At 74.3% G+C, this 16,986-nt stretch carries 16 protein-coding genes; 8 read left to right on the forward strand and 8 right to left on the reverse strand.

Annotated features, from left to right (window positions below):
- Position 1 precedes the first annotated feature (1 nt).
- On the reverse strand, positions 2-709 hold the full coding sequence (locus tag ACQP2P_RS39265) for a FadR/GntR family transcriptional regulator (RefSeq protein WP_433609769.1): 708 nt from the start codon (positions 707-709) through the stop codon (positions 2-4).
- Between the two features lie 727 nt (positions 710-1,436).
- Here ACQP2P_RS39265 and ACQP2P_RS39270 point away from each other — a divergent pair.
- Positions 1,437-2,669: a pentapeptide repeat-containing protein gene (locus ACQP2P_RS39270; RefSeq protein WP_433609771.1), complete on the forward strand. Its 1,233-nt coding sequence runs from the start codon at positions 1,437-1,439 to the stop codon at positions 2,667-2,669.
- Positions 2,670-2,874: 205 nt separating this feature from the next.
- Here ACQP2P_RS39270 and ACQP2P_RS39275 read toward each other — a convergent pair whose 3' ends face one another.
- The 4 genes from ACQP2P_RS39275 to ACQP2P_RS39290 form a co-directional block, all read right to left on the reverse strand.
- On the reverse strand, positions 2,875-3,513 hold the full coding sequence (locus tag ACQP2P_RS39275; protein WP_433609773.1) for a hypothetical protein: 639 nt from the start codon (positions 3,511-3,513) through the stop codon (positions 2,875-2,877).
- 151 nt (positions 3,514-3,664) lie between these two features.
- Positions 3,665-5,719, reverse strand: a complete 2,055-nt coding sequence (locus tag ACQP2P_RS39280; protein ID WP_433609775.1) for a M3 family metallopeptidase — start codon at positions 5,717-5,719, stop codon at positions 3,665-3,667.
- A gap of 202 nt (positions 5,720-5,921) precedes the next feature.
- Positions 5,922-7,313: a citrate synthase gene (locus ACQP2P_RS39285; protein ID WP_433609777.1), complete on the reverse strand. Its 1,392-nt coding sequence runs from the start codon at positions 7,311-7,313 to the stop codon at positions 5,922-5,924.
- An 11-nt stretch (positions 7,314-7,324) separates the two neighbouring features.
- Positions 7,325-7,486: a hypothetical protein gene (locus tag ACQP2P_RS39290; RefSeq protein WP_433609779.1), complete on the reverse strand. Its 162-nt coding sequence runs from the start codon at positions 7,484-7,486 to the stop codon at positions 7,325-7,327.
- Positions 7,487-7,516: 30 nt separating this feature from the next.
- Between ACQP2P_RS39290 and ACQP2P_RS39295 the strand changes: the two genes are divergently transcribed.
- Positions 7,517-8,743, forward strand: a complete 1,227-nt coding sequence (locus tag ACQP2P_RS39295; protein ID WP_433609781.1) for a LeuA family protein — start codon at positions 7,517-7,519, stop codon at positions 8,741-8,743.
- 45 nt (positions 8,744-8,788) lie between these two features.
- On the opposite strand, the gene ACQP2P_RS39300 is transcribed toward ACQP2P_RS39295, so the two are convergent.
- Positions 8,789-8,986, reverse strand: a complete 198-nt coding sequence (locus ACQP2P_RS39300) for a hypothetical protein (RefSeq protein WP_433609782.1) — start codon at positions 8,984-8,986, stop codon at positions 8,789-8,791.
- Positions 8,987-9,120: 134 nt separating this feature from the next.
- Between ACQP2P_RS39300 and ACQP2P_RS39305 the strand changes: the two genes are divergently transcribed.
- The 4 genes from ACQP2P_RS39305 to ACQP2P_RS39320 all read left to right on the forward strand — a co-directional run bounded on the left by ACQP2P_RS39305 (position 9,121) and on the right by ACQP2P_RS39320 (position 12,413).
- Positions 9,121-9,306 (forward strand): hypothetical protein, encoded by a 186-nt coding sequence (locus ACQP2P_RS39305; protein WP_433609784.1) that lies wholly within the window; start codon positions 9,121-9,123, stop codon positions 9,304-9,306.
- Positions 9,294-10,385: a sensor histidine kinase gene (locus ACQP2P_RS39310; RefSeq protein WP_433609786.1), complete on the forward strand. Its 1,092-nt coding sequence runs from the start codon at positions 9,294-9,296 to the stop codon at positions 10,383-10,385. Before ACQP2P_RS39305 ends, ACQP2P_RS39310 begins: the two co-directional genes overlap by 13 nt.
- Positions 10,382-11,140, forward strand: coding sequence for a response regulator (locus ACQP2P_RS39315; RefSeq protein ID WP_433609788.1), 759 nt, complete (start codon positions 10,382-10,384; stop codon positions 11,138-11,140). Before ACQP2P_RS39310 ends, ACQP2P_RS39315 begins: the two co-directional genes overlap by 4 nt.
- A gap of 67 nt (positions 11,141-11,207) precedes the next feature.
- The gene (locus ACQP2P_RS39320; RefSeq protein ID WP_433609790.1) at positions 11,208-12,413 is read left to right on the forward strand and encodes a glycosyltransferase; all 1,206 of its coding nucleotides are present in this window, start codon (positions 11,208-11,210) and stop codon (positions 12,411-12,413) included.
- Positions 12,414-12,453: 40 nt separating this feature from the next.
- Here the strand turns inward: ACQP2P_RS39320 and ACQP2P_RS39325 are convergent, their stop codons facing one another.
- Positions 12,454-13,509 carry a glycosyltransferase family 4 protein gene (locus tag ACQP2P_RS39325; protein ID WP_433609792.1) on the reverse strand — a complete coding sequence of 352 codons (1,056 nt, stop codon included), beginning with the start codon at positions 13,507-13,509 and terminating at the stop codon, positions 12,454-12,456.
- Positions 13,510-13,550: 41 nt separating this feature from the next.
- On the reverse strand, positions 13,551-14,123 hold the full coding sequence (locus ACQP2P_RS39330; protein ID WP_433609794.1) for a hypothetical protein: 573 nt from the start codon (positions 14,121-14,123) through the stop codon (positions 13,551-13,553).
- A gap of 199 nt (positions 14,124-14,322) precedes the next feature.
- Here ACQP2P_RS39330 and ACQP2P_RS39335 point away from each other — a divergent pair, with 199 nt between their 5' ends.
- Together ACQP2P_RS39335 and ACQP2P_RS39340 are read left to right on the forward strand one after the other, a co-directional pair.
- Positions 14,323-15,393, forward strand: coding sequence for an FAD-dependent oxidoreductase (locus ACQP2P_RS39335; RefSeq protein ID WP_433609796.1), 1,071 nt, complete (start codon positions 14,323-14,325; stop codon positions 15,391-15,393).
- 221 nt (positions 15,394-15,614) lie between these two features.
- The gene (locus ACQP2P_RS39340; protein WP_433619447.1) at positions 15,615-16,967 is read left to right on the forward strand and encodes a DUF1996 domain-containing protein; all 1,353 of its coding nucleotides are present in this window, start codon (positions 15,615-15,617) and stop codon (positions 16,965-16,967) included.
- The last annotated feature ends 19 nt before the right edge of the window (positions 16,968-16,986 follow it).

Here is a 16,986-nt window from a genome sequence, read left to right on the forward strand (position 1 = left end):
ATCATGCGACGATTCGTCCCTTCTTCCGGATGGGGGCGTTGAGCAGCGTCTCGGCCTGGCGCTGGGCGGCGGCGCCGTCACCGGCCTCGATACACTCGCCGAGGCGGCGGTGCCCGGCGATGTCGAGCAGCTCGGCGGTCCGGTGGGCGGCGGGCACCCGCCCGACGGCGAGCGCGCCGCCGACGAGACTGTTGAAGGCCAGCAGGTAGGCGGTGTTGCCGCTGCCGAGCAGGACCGCCCGCCACAGCGTGATATTCGCGGCGCCCATCCGCTCCAGGTCGGGCGCCTCGGCCGCGTAGGCTTCGATCGCCGCGCGGACCGCGGCCTTGCCCGCCGCGCTGCCCCGCTGAGCACACAGCCGCGCGGCGTCGGCCCCGAGGCAGGCCCGCATCTCGAGCACGTCGCGGACCAGGTGCTCGACGGGGAGACGATCCTGGGCACCGGCGGCCATGGCGAGGTCGAGGCCGGCGTGCTCACGCCAGTCCAGGACCCTCGTGGCGCCGCCCTGGGCCACGCGGACCAGGCCGAGCTGCTGGAGCCTGCGCAGCGCCTCGCGCACCGCGTGCCGGTTGACCTCGAAGACGGCCGCGAGCTCGCGTTCGCTGGGCAGACTCGCGCCGGGCTGGTAGTCACCGGCGAGGATGGCGTCGCGGAGCTGCGCGAAGACGTGGTCGGAGACCGAGGTGCGGGCGGCGGGGACGAACTCCATGCCCCGGGAGTCTGCCACTCATCAACTGGTTGGACCAGTGCTGCTTTTCGCCTGGCTCAGGATGCCGCGGCCAACTTCGCCGGCCGGCGAAGGTTGTCTGATGGTGATGACCCACAGCCGACCTTGAGCCCGGGCTCGTTTGGAGGCAGCGGCAGGTCCGGCACGAAGTTCCACGGCCGACACGCAGCCTTGACGATTGAGCGGGCGGCTCGGCGCTGACGGTCACGGTGGTGGCGGGAGCGCGGCGGACGGCCGCGAACGTGGGCGACGCAGACGCGGACGTGGGCACTGAGGGCGCGAACGGCCCAGACGCGAACGGCGCGGCCACGCGCACGAACGGCACGGACGGCCCAGACGCAAGCGGCACGGCCACGCGCACGAACGGCACAGACGGCCCAGACGCAAGCGGCACGGCCACGGACACGAACGGCACAGACGGCCCAGACGCAAGCGGCACACGAGCGGCACGGCCACGGGCACGAGCGGCACGGACGCCGCGGACGTGGGCGGCCCGCGCGAGGAGGCGTAGGTGGGCGGGGCCGAGAACGCGCGCCTTGCCGCGGCGACGGCGGCCCGGACGCGGCACGGCAGCCGATCGAGCCGCCACGTCGCCAAGCCGAGGCCGAGGCGCTCGCCGCGGCCAGCGACGGCGGCGAGGCGGGCGGAGATCACCCCGAGCAGCCCGAGGGACACGGGCGCCGACGGCACAGACGCGGGCGACACAGGAGTGGCCGACGCGGGCACGGACAGCGCGGACGTGGGCACGAGCGGCACGGCCACGGACACGAGCGACGCGGACGGCGCAGACACGAGCGGCGCGGACGCGGGCGGCGCGGCCACGGACACGAGCGACGCGGACGGCGCAGACACGAGCGGCGCGGACGCGGGCGGCGCGGCCACGGACACGAGCGACGCGGACGGCGCAGACACGGGCGGCGCAGACACGGGCGGCGCAGACGCGGGCGGCGCAGACGCGGGCGGCGCAGACGCGGGCGGCGCGGACGCGGGCGGCGCAGACGCGGGCGGCGCGGACGCGGGCGGCGCGGACGCGAGCGGCGCGGACGCGAGCGGCGCGGACGCGAGCGGCGCGGACGCGAGCGGCGCGGACGCGAGCGGCGCGGACGCGAGCGGCGCGGACGCGGGCGGCCCGCGCGAGGAGGAGCAGATGGGCGGGGCCGAGAACGCGCGCCTCGACGCGGCGACGGCGGCCCGGACGCGGCACGGCAGCCGATCGAGCCGCCACGTCGCCAAGCCGAGGCCGAGGCGCTCGCCGCGGCCAGCGACGGCGGCGAGGCGGGCGGAGATCACCCCGAGCAGCCCGAGGGACACGGGCGCCGACGGCACAGACGCGGGCGACACAGGAGTGGCCGACGCGGGCACGGACAGCGCGGACGTGGGCACGAACGGCACGAACGGCGCGGGCGGCGCGGGCGGCGTGGGCGGCGTGGGCGGCGCGGGCGGCGTGGGCGCAGACACGAGCGGCACGGCCACGGGCACGAGCGACGCGAACGGCGCAGACACGGACGCGGACGGGGCGGGCGCGGGCACGAGCGGCGCGGGCACGGGCGGCGTGGGCGCAGACACGAGCGGCACGGCCACGGGCACGAGCGACGCGAACGGCGCAGACACGGACGCGGACGGGGCGGGCGCGGGCACGAGCGGCGTGGGCGCAGACACGAGCGGCACGGCCACGGGCACGAGCGACGCGAACGGCGCAGACACGGACGCGGACGGGGCGGGCGCGGGCACGAGCGGCGCGGGCACGAGCGGCGCGGGCACGAGCGGCGCGGGCACGGGCGGCGTGGGAGTGGGTGCGGGTGTGAGCGGCGCTGGCGCTGGCGGCTTGGACACAGGAGCGGGCGGCGGTGTGGGCCCCGTCGGCGTGGGTGGTTCCGCTGTGAGCATTGCGGGGCCGTGGAGCCGGCGGAGCTTCTCCGCGTGCCGTCTCATCAAACCGTAATCACGCCGCCGTTGCTGTTCCCGGCGGAATTCGTCCTTTCCCGGCCACCAGTTCCGGGCCTTCGTCCGGTCCCGCATCGTAGCCAATTCTCGCGAGCTGAACAATTGCATCTGGCCCACGAAACAATGATTCCAGAATGCAGCCGATAATACGACCCGCGCAGCCCACCCGCGCACATGGCGAAAATATCAGTCGAATGGCCGGGTCAGTCGCCCGCGGTCAGTTCGTCGACGATTTTCTGGGCAGTGGTCGCGTGCTTGGCGTAGGCGCTCGCGAAGGCGCTGCGCTGCACGGCCTGGGCCGCGTTCGTCACGCTCATTCTTTCCCAGCCGCCGACCTTCTGGAGTTTTGTGTAGAACTTGGCGGATGCGAAGGCCGGGTCCATGAGCTGCTCCGGTGTGCCCCAGATGCTCACCCGCTGCTGGAAGATTCCCACAGAATCGTAATTCGTCCCGGTGCCCTCGTGCGGGAGCTTCATCGACGCGGGGACCTTCGGGTTCGCGAGGTTCTTCAGGTACGTCTCCTGCAGCGCCGTCGCGATCGCCACGACCATCGCGCGCTCCGGCAGGCCCATCTGCCTGGCCACCTCGACGACGATGTAGGCGTTGTTGGTCTGGGCCTGATTCAAGCCTGCCACCGGCTTCGGCACCAGCGGCTGGCCGGGCAGGGCCGCCTGGGCCGCGCCGCGGGCCGCGTTCGCGCGGGCGTGGGTCTCGTAGAACTTCGCGGAGTCGAAGCTCGTGTCGTCCGCGACCGGAGCCGGCGGCTGCGCCGGGAAGATCGCCCACGACACACCGACACTGATCAACGAAGCGACGAGGCTGACCGCGGCGAGGAGCACCATTCTGCTCAGATGCAGACGGCGACCGGCCGCGCGCCTACGCCGGGGGGTGGCGCCACGCACCGCGACAGCTTACGAACGTGGCGCCCGTACCGAAAGGCGGGATCCGTCTCCTTTAACAAAACCTAAGGAATCCGAGAACCTTCACGCTGCGTCACGATTTCGCGTCGCCGAGCAGCCCACGGCGCTTGAGCAGCGGCTCGATGAGGGGGTCGCGGCCACGGAAGGCGCGGTACACCTCCATCGAGTCGGCGCTGCCGCCCCGCGCCAGGAGTCCGTCACGGAACGCGTCGCCGCTGTCGCGGCGCAGTCCCCCGCGCTCGGTGAGCCAGTCGACGGTGTCGGCGTCGAGGACCTCGCTCCAGATGTACGAGTAGTAGCCGGCGCTGTACGCGGCCCCGCTGAAGATGTGCGCGAAGTAGGGCGTGCGGTAGCGGGGCGGTACGAACGGCGTCGCCACCCCGGCGCGCTCCAGCGCCTCGGCCTCGAAGGCCACGACGTCGGTGACGGCCTCGGCCGCCTCCACGTCCAGCGTGTGCCACGCGAGGTCGAGCAGGGTCGCGGCCAGGTACTCCACCGTCGCGAACCCCTTGTTGAACTGCTCGGCCGCCTGGAGCCGGTCCACGACCTCCTGCGGGAGGCGGTCGCCGGTGACGTGGTGGCGGGCGTAGTGCTCCAGCACCTCCGGCCAGAGCATCCACACCTCGTTGACCTGCGACGGGTACTCCACGAAGTCCCGCGGCACCCGCGTGCCGGCGAACTTCGGGTACTGCACCGACGAGAACAGCGTGTGCAGCGCGTGCCCGAACTCGTGGAACAGGGTGCGCACCTCGTCGAGGGTGAGCAGCGTCGGCTCCCCCTCCGGCGCCCGGTTGATGTTGAGGTTGTTGCACACCACCGGGGACGTGCCGAACAGCCGCGCCTGCGGCACCAGCGCGTTCGCCCAGGCCCCGCCGCGCTTGGACGCGCGGGTGAAGAAGTCGCCGATGTAGAGCCCGAGCGGGCTCCCGTCATGGTCGAAGACCTCGAAGACGCGGGCGTCCGGATGGTACGCGTGCAGGTCCGGCCGTTCGCTGAAGCGCAGCCCGTACAGCTGCCCCGCGGCGAAGAAGACCCCGTCGTGCAGGACGCGCTCGAGCTCGAAGTACGGCCGCAGCTCGCTCTCGTCGATCGCGTAGCGCTCGCGGCGCAGGCGCTCGGTGTAGTACGCCCAGTCCCAGGGCTGCAGCGTGAACGCGTCGCCGATGACGGCCTGCAGGTCGTCGGCCTCGGTGGCGGCGTTGGCCATCGCCGCCGGGACGAGCTTGGCGAGCATCTCCTCGACCGCGGTCACCGAGCGCGCGGTGTTGTCGGAGATGTTGTAGGCGGCGTGGTGGTCGTAGCCCAGCAGCCGGGCCCGCTCGGCCCGCAGCCGCACGATGCGCAGCACCAGCCCGGTGGTGTCGTTGGCGCCGCCGGCCCCGCGGCCGACGGAGGCGGCGTGCAGGCGCTCGCGCAGGGCCCGGTCGTGCAGGGCGGCCAGCGGCGGCTGCGAGGTGGGCAGGACGAGGTTGAGCACGTACTGCCCGTCGAGCCCCCGGTCCTTGCCCGCGACCGCCGCGGCGGCCACGGCGTCGGCGGACAGCCCGTCCAGGGCCGCCTCGTCCTCGACGATCACGGCCCGGGCCTTCATGTCGTCGCGCACGAGGTTGCCGAAGTCGGTGGCGAGGCCGGCCAGCTCGGCGTTGATCTCGCGCAGGCGCTCGTGCTGGGCCTCGGACAGCTCGGCGCCGGCCCGCACGAACTCGGTGCGGTAGCGCTCCAGCAGCCAGGCGCCCTCGGCGTCCAGGCCGAGCTCGTGGCGCCGTTCGTACAGGTCCTTGACGCGCGCGTACAGCCCGGGATCGAGCATGATGGCGTCGCTGTGGGCCGACAGCCGCGGTACGACATCGGCTTCGATCTCCTGCAGCCGGTCGGACGTGTGCGAGCTCGTCAGCGTGAAGAACGCGGCCGAGACGCGCTGCAGGATCCGCCCCGAGCGCTCCAGGGCCACCAGGGTGTTCTCGAACGTCGGCGGGGCCGGGTCGGCGGCGATGGCGGCGACCTCGGCGCGCTGCTCCCGCATGCCCCGCTCGAAGGCCGGCGGGTAGTGCTCGACGTCGATGCGGTCGAAGGGCGGCAGCTGGTACGGCAGGTCGCTCGGCGCGAAGAACGGGTTGTCCGTGGTCACCTACCGACTGTATCGACCCGCACCCCGTTATCCGCACCCCTTGCTCGGCCCGCCCGGCCCGGGAAGGGTGCCGGACCGGTCACACCGGCGGCCGGCCACCACGGCGCGGAAGGATCGCCGGACCGGTCACACCGGCGACCGGGTGCAGGCGGCGCGCATCCCGTTGCTCGGCCGCCCGGCGTGGGAAGGGTGCCGGACCCGGTCAGGCCAGCGGCCCCGTGTACGCGGCGCGCAGCCGCAGCCGGGTGGGGTTCGCGTACTCCTCCATCGCGTGCGCGAGCCAGCCGGCCGTGCGCGCAAGGCCGAAGATCGCCTCCCCGGCGCCGCGGGGCATGCCGGCCAGGTGGGTGAGCACGCCGAGCGGGAAGTCGACGTTCATGGCGGGCAGGGCGCGGCGGCGGGCCTCCTCCAGCACCGCCTCGGCGACGGCGAGGCGCGGGTAGCCCGGCACCGCGGCGCGGATGCGGTCCATGAGCGCGTCGCCGCGGGCGTCGCCGGCGCGGTACACGGCGTGCCCGAAGCCGGCGACGCGCTCGCCCCTGCGCAGCCGCTCCCCCATCGCCTGCGCGGCCCGCTCCGGCTCGGCGATCTCGGCGAGCAGCGACTCGACGCCGAGGGACGCGCCGCCGTGCAGGGCCCCGCTGACGGTGCCGAGGCCGGTGGTGACGACGGCGTACGGGTCCGCGCGCACCGACGCCGCGACGCGGGCCGCGAGCGTGGACGCGGCGAGCTCGTGGTCGGCGAGCAGCACGAGGGCGAAGCGCAGCACGTCGGCCAGGCCCTCCTCGGCCCGGGCGGCGCCGAGCTTGCGCCACAGCCGCGTGTGCAGGCCCCGGTCGCGGCCCTTGTACTGGGCCTGGCGGGAATCTTGACGGAAATCTTGGCGGGAATCTTGACGGGCATGCTGCCGGGAGTTCGGGCGGGATTGCTGCCGGGAGGCCGGGCTGGCGATCTGGCTGGAGGTCGGGCTCGAGTCGGTGCCGGGCAGCGCGTCGACCATGCCGGCCATCAGCCCCTTGCCGGTCTGCGCGACGGCGGCCGGGTCGAGGTTGTGCCGCACGGGGTCGGCGGCGGCGAGCGCGGTGACGATGACCTGGAGTCGTTCGAGCGGCAGGACGTCGCCGGAGAGGCCGCGCTGCGCCTCCTGGGCCGCCGCGAGCGCGTCCGGCGCGGCCTCCCAGTCGTGGCCCTCCTGGGGCGCCGCGTCCCGGTCGGCGTCCCGGCTGGCGCCCCGGCTGGCGCCCCGGCCGGCCTCCCGGCCGGCGGCGGCCCCGGGTTCGGCGCCGGTCCACAGCCAGAGCGCGGTCTCCTCGAGGCGCCACGTCGCGGCCAGGGCGATCGCCTCGCGGCCGCGGTAGTAGTGCCGGTCCTCGCCGAGCATGGTGATGGCCGACTCGATGACGAGCTCGGTGGCGCCGGCCTGGCGCCGCGGCCGGCCCCGGCGGGCCAGCTCCTCGATCTCGGTGCGGTTGAACACGCTGCGGCCCTCGTGCTTGCGGCGGGTCAGGGTGCCGCGGCTGACGTACGCGTACAGCGTCGCGGGTTTGACGCCCAGCCGTTCGGCCGCCTCTTCGGCGCTCATCCACTCGCTCACGGACGACGACGTTACGCGCGATGCCGGGCCGCCCCGGCACAGGCGTCGCCGGAGATCTCGACGTGGCGGCGGCGTCCAGCGCCGCCGCCGCGGGCGTAGAGCGGCCCGGTGACCGGGGCCGACAGGCTTACGTACACGAAGACTCCCAGGTTGATTTTCGTCAACGTTGACACAAATCAGATGTTGCAGTCAACCTGGATCACATGTCAACGCCTCGGATTCACTTCCTCGACGTCACCAACCGCGACGGGGTGCAGACGGCCCGGACCGGGCTGTCGAAGTTCGGCAAGACCATGGTGAACTTCTACCTCGGCCGGCTGGGGGTGGCGCAGTCCGAGATCGGGTTCCCGTTCCTGTTCCACGAGGTGCCGTACGTGCGCGCGCAGACCGCCCTCGAGCAGGCCGGCGCGTTCGGCGCGCTGCGGCTGTCGGGGTGGTGCCGGGCGGTCGTCGCCGACGTCGAGCGCTCCGCCGGGCTCGGGCTGCGCCACTACAACCTGTCGATCTCCACGTCCGACCAGATGCTGCAGAACAAGTTCCGCGGCCGGCTCGACCGGGACGCGCTGATCCGCGAGACGGTCGCGGCCGTGCGCGCGGCCAAGGCGGCGGGGGCGCAGACCGTCGGGGTGAACGCCGAGGACGGCTCGCGCACCGACGAGGGCTTCCTCACCGAGTTCGCGCTCGCGGCGAAGGAGGCCGGGGCGGACCGGCTGCGGTACTGCGACACGATCGGCGGCGACACCCCCGGCCGCATCGGGGAGCGCTTCGCCAAGCTGGCCGGCGCCGCCGGGATGCCGATCGAGACGCACTGCCACAACGACCTGGGCATGGCCGTGGCCAACTCGCTCGCGGGCGCGTTCGGCGACCTGGCCGCCGGGCAGGACGCCTGGATCAACACGTGCGTCAACGGCATCGGCGAGCGCTCCGGCAACGCCGACCTGATCTCGTGCATCCTGGCGCTGCGCCACGGTTTCGGCGTGCCGCAGGATGCGCGGATCGGCGACGAGCTCGACCTGACGTGGGCGCGGCGCTTCGCGGGCTGGGCCTCGTACGCGTTCGGCCAGCCGCTGCCCAACAACCAGCCCGGCGTCGGGCCGAACGCGTTCGCGCACGAGTCCGGCATCCACGCCGACGGGGCGCTCAAGGACCACCGCAACTACGAGCTCTACGACGAGGAGCTGCTCGGGCCGCACCCGCGGGACCGGCACGCGCGGGCGGGGCGGATCGTGCTCACCGGGGAGTACGGCGGGCTGGCCGGCTTCCGGCACGTCATGGACGACCTCGACGTCGAGGTCACCGACGAGACGCGCACGTTCCAGCTCGTCCAGCTGGTCAACGCGAGCACCGGGCGGCCGCTGACCGACGATGAGCTGCGGCTGATCGCCGCCTACCCGCGGGAGCTGTCCCTGCTCTTCCCCGGGATGCTCTAGCGCCGGCGCCCGGGATGCCCCGGGCGCCGGGATGCACTGGAGGTTTTACAGCATGGCGTGTTCGACGATCCAGCCCAGCCGCAGCGTCTCCTCGTAGGAGAACTCCAGCTCGACGATCGCGGCGTAGCGGCGGTCGATCTGCAGGGGCGTGAACCGGTGCACGGCGCATTCCATCCACACCGGGATGCGGGAGGCGGGGTTGGCCAGGACGGCGAGCTTGCCGCAGCGGCGGGCGTTTCCCATGTCGCCAAGCTATCCGCGCACCCGGGCGGCACCCACCCGGGCAACGGGGGCCGGGGCGTACACCAATTGGTGTACGCCCCGGTGTCTCCGCGCGGACGACGACGGCGGGCGCGCCGGCCCCTAGCGTCACAGCCATGGACGAGACGACACACCCGCACGCGACGAACCACCCGCACGACCCGACGCGGCGGATGCTCACCGGGCTGGTCATCGGGCTGGCCACCGCGCTCGTCGGGGTGCTGTTCGCATCCGGCGCACCGGCGTTCGGACACGGCGCGGGCGGGGCCGGGCATGCGGCGGTGGTCCGATGCACGCGGTGACCCGCACCACGACGGCCGCGTTCGGGGGCGTCACCGTGCTCGGCGTGCTCGCCGCCGCCGCGGCCTCGGGGGCCCCGCTCGCCGCGCCGGGGCCGCTCAGCCTGGCGGGGACGCTGTTCGCGCTGGTGTGGGTGCAGCGGCGCTTCCCGCTCGGCGCGCTCGGCCTGGCCGTGGCGAGCATCGTGGCGCTGCGCCTCGCGCACCTCACCGAGACGGGCTGGCTGTGGCCGGCGACGCTGCTGTACGCGTCCGCGGCGCTGACCCGCCGTACGACCGCTGTCGTCGCGATCGCCGCCGGGCACGCCCTGTGGGCGTTCACCCTCGACTGGTCCACGCTCGGGCACTCCGCCCGCGCGGCCGGGGCGGCCGTCGGGACCGACGCGTTGTGGCTGTCCGCGGCGCTCGCGGTCGCGGTGTCCTACCGCAACTGGCGCCGCTGGCAGGACGAGTCCCTGCGGCGGCTGCGCGTCGAGCTGGACGAGCAGCGCACGGCCGAGCGGCTGCGGCTCGCCCAGGAGGTGCACGACGCGGTGGCGCACACCCTCGCCGTGGTGGGCGTGCACGTCAACGTCGCCGCGGACGCGCTCGACGCCGACCCGGGCGAGGCCCGCGCGGCCCTGCGGCTCGCCCAGGACACCCGCCGCCGCGCGATGGCCGACCTGTCAGCGCTCGTGAGCGTCCTGCGCACGACCGGCGGCGACGGCGTCGCCCCGCCCGTCGCGCCGCCGGCGCTGGAGGACCTCGTCGCCGGGGTCCGGGCGACCGGGCTGGACGCGCGGCTGGACGTCGAGGGCGATGCGGACGCGGTGCCGCTGCCGGTGCGGCTGGTGGCCGCGGCGGTGGTGCGGGAGGCGCTCACGAACGTCGTCAAGCACGCGGGGGCCGGGCGCGTGACCGTGCGCGTCCACTATGGACCCTGGGTGGAGGTCGCCGTCCAGGACGACGGGGCGGGCCGCGGCACGGCACCGGCCGGGCACGGGCTGCGCGGGCTGGCCGAGCGGGTCGCGGCGCTCGGGGGCGCGTTCACCGCGGGGGCGCACGAGCCCGGGTTCCGCGTCCAGGCGAGGATTCCGGCATGACCGTGAGCGTCCTGCTCGCCGACGACCAGGCCCTCGTCCGGGCCGGGTTCGCCAGTCTGCTGCGGCGCGGCCGGGACATCGACGTGGTGGCGGAGGCCGGCACCGGCGACGAGGCCGTGCGCGCGGCCCGGCAGTTGCGCCCCGACGTGGTGCTCATGGACATCCGGATGCCGGGCCTCGACGGCATCGCGGCGACCGCGCGGATCTGCGCCGACCCGGCGCTCGGCGGGACGCGGGTGATCGTGCTGACGACGTTCGAGACCGACGACCACGTGTTCGCCGCGCTGCGGGCGGGCGCCAGCGGGTTCCTCACCAAGGAGGTCGAGCCGGAGGAGCTGCGCCGGGCGGTGCGGGTGGTGGCGGCGGGCGAGGCGCTGCTGTCACCGAGCGTCACGGCCCGGGTGGTGACCGAGTTCGCGCGGCGGCCGGTGCCGGGCGGCGGGCGGCGGCTGGAGCCGCTCACCGCGCGGGAGGCCGAGGTGGTGCGGCTCGTCGCGAGTGGACTGTCCAATGAGGAGATCGCGCGGGCCCTGTTCATCAGTCCGCTGACCGCGAAGACGCACGTCACGCGGGCGATCGCCAAGACCGGCGTGCGGGATCGGGTGCAGCTGGTGATCCTGGCCTACGAGGCCGGGCTGGTCACCGTCCGGGGCGACGGTGGCGACGTGCGGGCGGCGCGTCCGGGCCGGTCGGACGACTCACCGGATCGCGGTGGCGACTCACCGTATCGAGCGACGGCCACACCTGATCCGTGACTTCCCCGAAACGCACAGTTCACTGGTTCAACCTGACAGGACGCCCACCACGGGTGATGATTTGCCCGTGACTAGCCAACTGCGCGTCATGTCGATCTATGAGGGCTTTTTCTCCGGCGGTGCCCGGGCCCTGCACACCACGGTCGTGGCCGGGCTGCACACCGGGGGGAGTCAGCGCCATTCGGTGCTGAGCATCTATGCGGCCATGCGCCGCGAGACGTTGCTGCAGCGCATGGAGGACGACGCGAGCTACCGGTCGCTGAGCGCGGTCGGCGTCGACGTGCGCCCGCTGGGCCGCCGCATCGGGGGCGACACCGCGGCCCGCAGGACCTTCAGCCCGTCCGAGGTCGCGACCGCGTTCGCGTACGCGGAGCGGGCCGACATCATCCTGTCGCTCAAGGAGCAGCCGCTGCGGCTGGTGAACCAGCCCGGCTTCCCGCACCGGCCGGTCGTGGTCTGCCTGCACCGCTGCGACCCGGAGAACCAGGGCAGCGCGCTGGCCGAGTTCCGCACCGCCGTCGCCGACGGGCGGGTGGCCGCGGCGATCTGCTGCGCGGAGTCGACGCGCTCGGCCTACGAGGCCGCGGGCATCCCGTCCCGGCTGCTCAAGGTCATCCCGAACGGCGTCGACCTGTCGCGCTTCCAGCCGGTGCCGGCCCGGCGGCGGGCGGCGCTGCGCCGCTCGCTCGGCGTGCCGGCGAAGGCCGAGGTCGTCACCCTCGCCGCGCGCTACGACCCGATGAAGAACATCCCGCTGTTCCTGGCCTCCGCGCGCCGCTACCTCGAGCGCGAGCCGAACGGGCACGTCCTGCTGTGCGGCGCGGGCATGACCACGGCCAACGCCGGGCTGTGCGGGATGCTCAACGACCTCTTCGACGACGAGCCGCGGTTCCTGTCCCGCCTGCACCTGATGGGCATCCGCCGCGACATGGAGGTGGTGTACGCCGCCAGCGACGTCGTCGCCCTGACGTCCACCAGCGGCGAGGCGGCCCCGCTGTGCCTGATCGAGGGCGCGATGTGCGGCGCGGTGCCGGTGTCGACCGACATCGGCGACACCGCGATCATCGTCGCCGGGCACGGCCTGATCACGGCGCCGGACCCGGACGCGATCGCGGCGGCCTGGTCGGAGGCGGTCGTCCGGCGCGCGGAGTTCACGCCGCGCCTGCTCGGCAGCCGCGAGCGGTTCAGCCACACGCGGATGATCGCCTCCTACGCGACCGTGATCGACGCGGCCTACCACGACCTGGGCCTGCGGGTCCCCCAGCGTCTCTGAGGGAGCGCGGCCGGCACCGGGCGGGTGCCGGTCAGCCGCCTCACCCCACCGGGACCGGGACGCCGGCCCGCACGGCCGCGTCGAGCAGCCACTCGTAGGCGGCGGTGAGCGCCGACGCCTGGGCCTGCGGGGTGTGCCGGGCCGCGAACGCCTCCTGCAGCCGGGGCCGGCTCGGCTGCCCGGTGCGCAGCACCAGCTCCAGCTCGGCGGCGACCTGCTCGGGGGTGCGCAGCGCCGGGTCGAGGCCGAGCGAGTCCAGCGCCGGGATGCTGCGGGCCACGAGGGGCAGCCCGGCCGCGACCGCCTCCAGCAGCGCGAGCGGGCAGCTCTCCCAGGCCGCGGTGTGCAGGTAGGCGCCGGCGGCGGCGAGGCGGTCGCCGACCCGGTCCGGCGGCAGCCAGCCGGTGACCTCGACGCCGGCCGCGCGCAGCTGCGCCTCCAGCGCCGGGTCGCCGCCGCCGACCCAGGTCCACGCCGCGTCGGCGGTGACGAGGGCCTTGACGCGCAGCAGGAAGTGCGGGTCCTTCTGGGCGCCGATCCGCCCGACGGTGACCACCTCCGGGGCCGGGTCGGCGGGCAGCTCCCGGGGCCCCCGCACGCGGGTCGTGTTCGGCACGTGCACGGCGGCGAGGCCCAGCGCCGCGGCCAGGTCGGCCTCGCGCGGGCTCACGCAGATCGCCAGCCGGGTCCGCCCGGCCAGCGCCCGTTCGGCCCGGCGCGCGGCGCGCACGAGGCCGGGCGGGGTGGTGGCGGGGTCGCGCTCGAAGGCGAAGCAGTGCGGGGTGTAGGCGACGGCGGGGCCGCCGGGGGCCAGCAGCAGCCGGCCGGCGAGCCCGGCCCAGGAGGAGTGCAGGTGCACGACGGCGGGGCGGGCGCGGGTGACCGCGCGGCGCACGGCCAGCACGAAGCCGGCGAGCCCGCGCCCGGCCGGGTGGCTCACGGCGAAGTCGGCGGCCGTCGCCGTCTCGCTGCCGGGGCGGACGCGGCCGAGCAGGTGGTGCTCGTACTGCGGCGTCGAGCGGGCGAACTCGGCGATCGCGGCCGCCGTCCCGCCGCCCATGGCCTCGGTCACGTGGAGGATCCGCGGCGTGTGCATCCGCGCTCCCGCCGGCGGGACGTGCGCTGCCCGCGGCGGGGTCATCGCGACGCGTGGGCCGCGACGTGGGCGGTGCGGCGCAGGCGGGCGATGGTGACGAAGGCGGCGCCGCCGACGACGAACGCGAGACCGGCGGCGGTGTAGGCGAGCGCGCCGGGCCCGGTGACCGGCAGGCCCGGCATCGCGGCGGCCCGGCCCGGGGCGACGGTCACCGCGACGGTGACGGTAACGCCGGAGGTCTGGCCGGTGAGCTTGATCGGCAGCTGGCCGGTGAAGCCCGCCGGGATCCGGACGGTGGCCGTGGCGTCGCCGGCCGCGTCGGCCTGCGCGGTGGCGAGGTGGGTGACGGCCTCGGCCCGCGCCGACTCGGTGTTCGCGTCGAAGCTGACCGTCTCGGCCGGCTGGAAGCCGTGGCCGGTGACCACGACCGTGCCGCCGGCGACCGGGTTCTGGTTGTCGACCTCGCCGTTGCTGGGCGCCGGCTGCGGCTCGGACTGGGCCGGGCTGGGCGATAGGCCGGCCGACGGGACCGGCTCGGCGAGCGCGGCGGAGCCGAGGGCGGTGGCGATCGTGAGGCCGGCGAGGGTCGTGCCGGCCACTGTCAGGCAGCGCATGGGGGGTTCCTCTCGGGTTGGCTGGTACGCGCCCGGCCGGCGCGGGGCCGGACCTTGCGTACGCACGGACCGTATCAGCTCAAACACGTTGAGTTATGCGCAAATCGCCCAAAGCGGGATGAACTCCGGTAGCGTCGCACGCCGTGAGAGGCTTCGTCCCGAGCCGGCGGGCGGTCGAACTCGTGGCCATGGGGAACGCGTGCGCGTCGCGGTGATCGGCGCCGGGCCGGCGGGCGCCACCGCCGCCTACTGCCTGGCCCGGGCGGGCGTCGAGGTCGACGTGTACGAGGCCTCGGGCGGCGTCGGCGGGATGGCCCGCTCGATCGACCTGTGGGGGCAGACGGTCGGCATCGGCCCACAGCACTTCTCCAGCAGCGACCCGCGGGTCAACGAGCTGTGGCTGGAGGCCGCCGGCGGCGCGTACGAGATGGTCGAGCCGCGCGTGCGGACCTATCGCGACGGCCGGCTGCACCGCGACCCGCGCCCCCTCGCCGACCGGTTCCTGCGCCGGCCCGCACCGGCGTTCGCGCATCCGCGGCAGGGGCCCGGCGAGGTGTACGCGCGGATGTGCGCGTTCGCCGAGCGCCACGGCGGCCGCGTCCACCTCGACGCGCCCGTCGCCGGCCTGGCGCTGGACGGCACCCGGGTCACCGGCGTGCGGCTCAACACCGGCGAGATCCGCGAGCACGACCACGTGATCTCCTCGATGCCGCCGCCCGGCGCCCGGCCCGCGTACCGCCACACCGTCGTGGTCTACCTGCACACGACCGCCGAGTCGGTCTTCGGCGACACCTGGATCGACGTGCCCGACCCGGGGCTGCGCACCGAGCGCGTCACGAACTTCGACAACTGGGTGCCGGCCGCCAAGCGGGGCGAGCGCGAGACGGTGCTGGCGCTGGAGTACCGCTGCGGCGACGACGACTGCTGGCGGTGGGACGACGAGCGGTACGTCGCGCTCGCCCGCACGGAGATCGCCGCCATCGGGCTCGTGGCGGCGGAGGAGATCCTCGACGCCGTGGCGCTGCGGGTGCCGAAGAGCCGGGCGACGCACCACGGGCCGGTCGCGCCGATCGAGGGCCTGCAGGTGCTGGGGCGGCCGGGCGCGACCCAGGCCCTCAGCATCCTGTCCGGCCTGCTCGCGGCCGAGAACGTGCTGGAGGACGCCGGGCACGACCTCCGGTCGCCGACACCGCACCCGGGCCGGTCCCGCATCACCGCGACGGGGCTCGAGATGGAGAGCGCTCTCCGTCCGCGGCTGAAATTCGCCTGAGCTCTGCCCCATTTGCGCGGTTACGAGGCATCGGGCACGCCCTACGTATTGACGGTTCGGCGGAGCGGGCGCAACATGGGAGAGCGCTCTCCAAAGCGCGCACCCAGCCGGACCGCCACCGGCGAACGGCACACCCCACACCCCTGGGAGCTGCATTGCGTACCAGACGCCTCAGAAGAATCGGAATCCCCATCGCAGTCACCACGGCCGTCGTGGCGTCGATGGTCGTCGGCGCGTTCCAGCTGACGTCCGCCAACGCGGCCACCGCCACCCTGCTGTCGCAGAACAAGCCCGCGCTCGCCTCCTCCACGGAGCTCGGCGAGACGCCGGCCGCCGCCGCCTTCGACGGCAACAACGCCACCCGCTGGGGCAGCCAGTGGAGCGACCCGCAGTGGCTGCGGGTCGACCTGGGCTCGACCAGCACCATCTCCCAGGTCGTGCTGCAGTGGGAGGCCGCCTACGCGAAGGCCTTCCAGATCCAGACCTCGCCCGACGGCAACGCCTGGACCAGCATCTACAGCACCACCACGGGCACCGGCGGCACCCAGACCCTGAACGTCACCGGCTCCGGCCGCTACGTGCGCATGTACGGCACCCAGCGCGGCACCGGCTACGGCTACTCGCTCTACGAGTTCAAGGTCTACGGCACCAACGGCACCACCGGCACCCCGCCGGCCTCGGACGGCCCGGGCTACGTCATGGCCAACCCGCCGGTCACCGGCGTGGTCCCGTCGACGGCCACCCCGCCGGCCACCAACCCGCCGACGACCCACCACGAGTTCCAGGCCAACTGCTCGGTGAGCCGCAGCAACCTGCCGGACGACCCGATCGTGTTCTTCGGCCTGCCGGGCGCGTCGCACTCGCACACGTTCATGGGCAACACCACCACCAACGCGAACACGACGCTCGCCTCGCTGCAGGCCGGCGGCACCGCGTGCATCACGCCGGGCGACAAGAGCGCCTACTGGATGCCCACCCTGCTCAACGGCGACACCGCCGTGCAGCCGGTCGGCCGCCAGGTCATCTACTACAAGAGCGGCGTGCTCGACTACCGCAGCGTCCGCCCGTTCCCGGCCGGCCTGCGCTACGTCGTCGGCAGCCCGTCCGCGACGATCGACGACTTCCGCAACAACCCGGGCCACGTCGAGGGCTTCGAGTGCGGTGACCTCACCAACCAGTGGGACATCCCCGCCAACTGCGTCGCCGGCAGCCAGCTCAACGTCCGGCTCCAGGCCCCCAGCTGCTGGGACGGCATCCACCTGGACACGCCGGACCACAAGTCGCACATGGCGTACCCGGTCGTGGGCGTCTGCCCGCAGGACCACCCGGTCGCCGTGCCGATGATCGAGTTCAAGATGGCCTGGCCGGTCAGCGGCAACATGGCCAACGTGCACTTCTCCAGCGGCCGTGGCTACTCGTTCCACTACGACTTCTACAACGCGTGGGACGCCCCGACCCTGAAGGCCCTCTCGGACCACTGCATCAACGGTGGCCTGCAGTGCGACCCGCGCGGCTTCGACCAGTACAAGCCGGACCGCGGCGCCGCGCTCAACGAGAACTACGTGTTGCCGTAACCGTCGCGCCAGGCAAGGC

This window comes from Dactylosporangium sp. CA-139114 (assembly GCF_050955725.1).
GTDB lineage: Bacteria > Actinomycetota > Actinomycetes > Mycobacteriales > Micromonosporaceae > Dactylosporangium.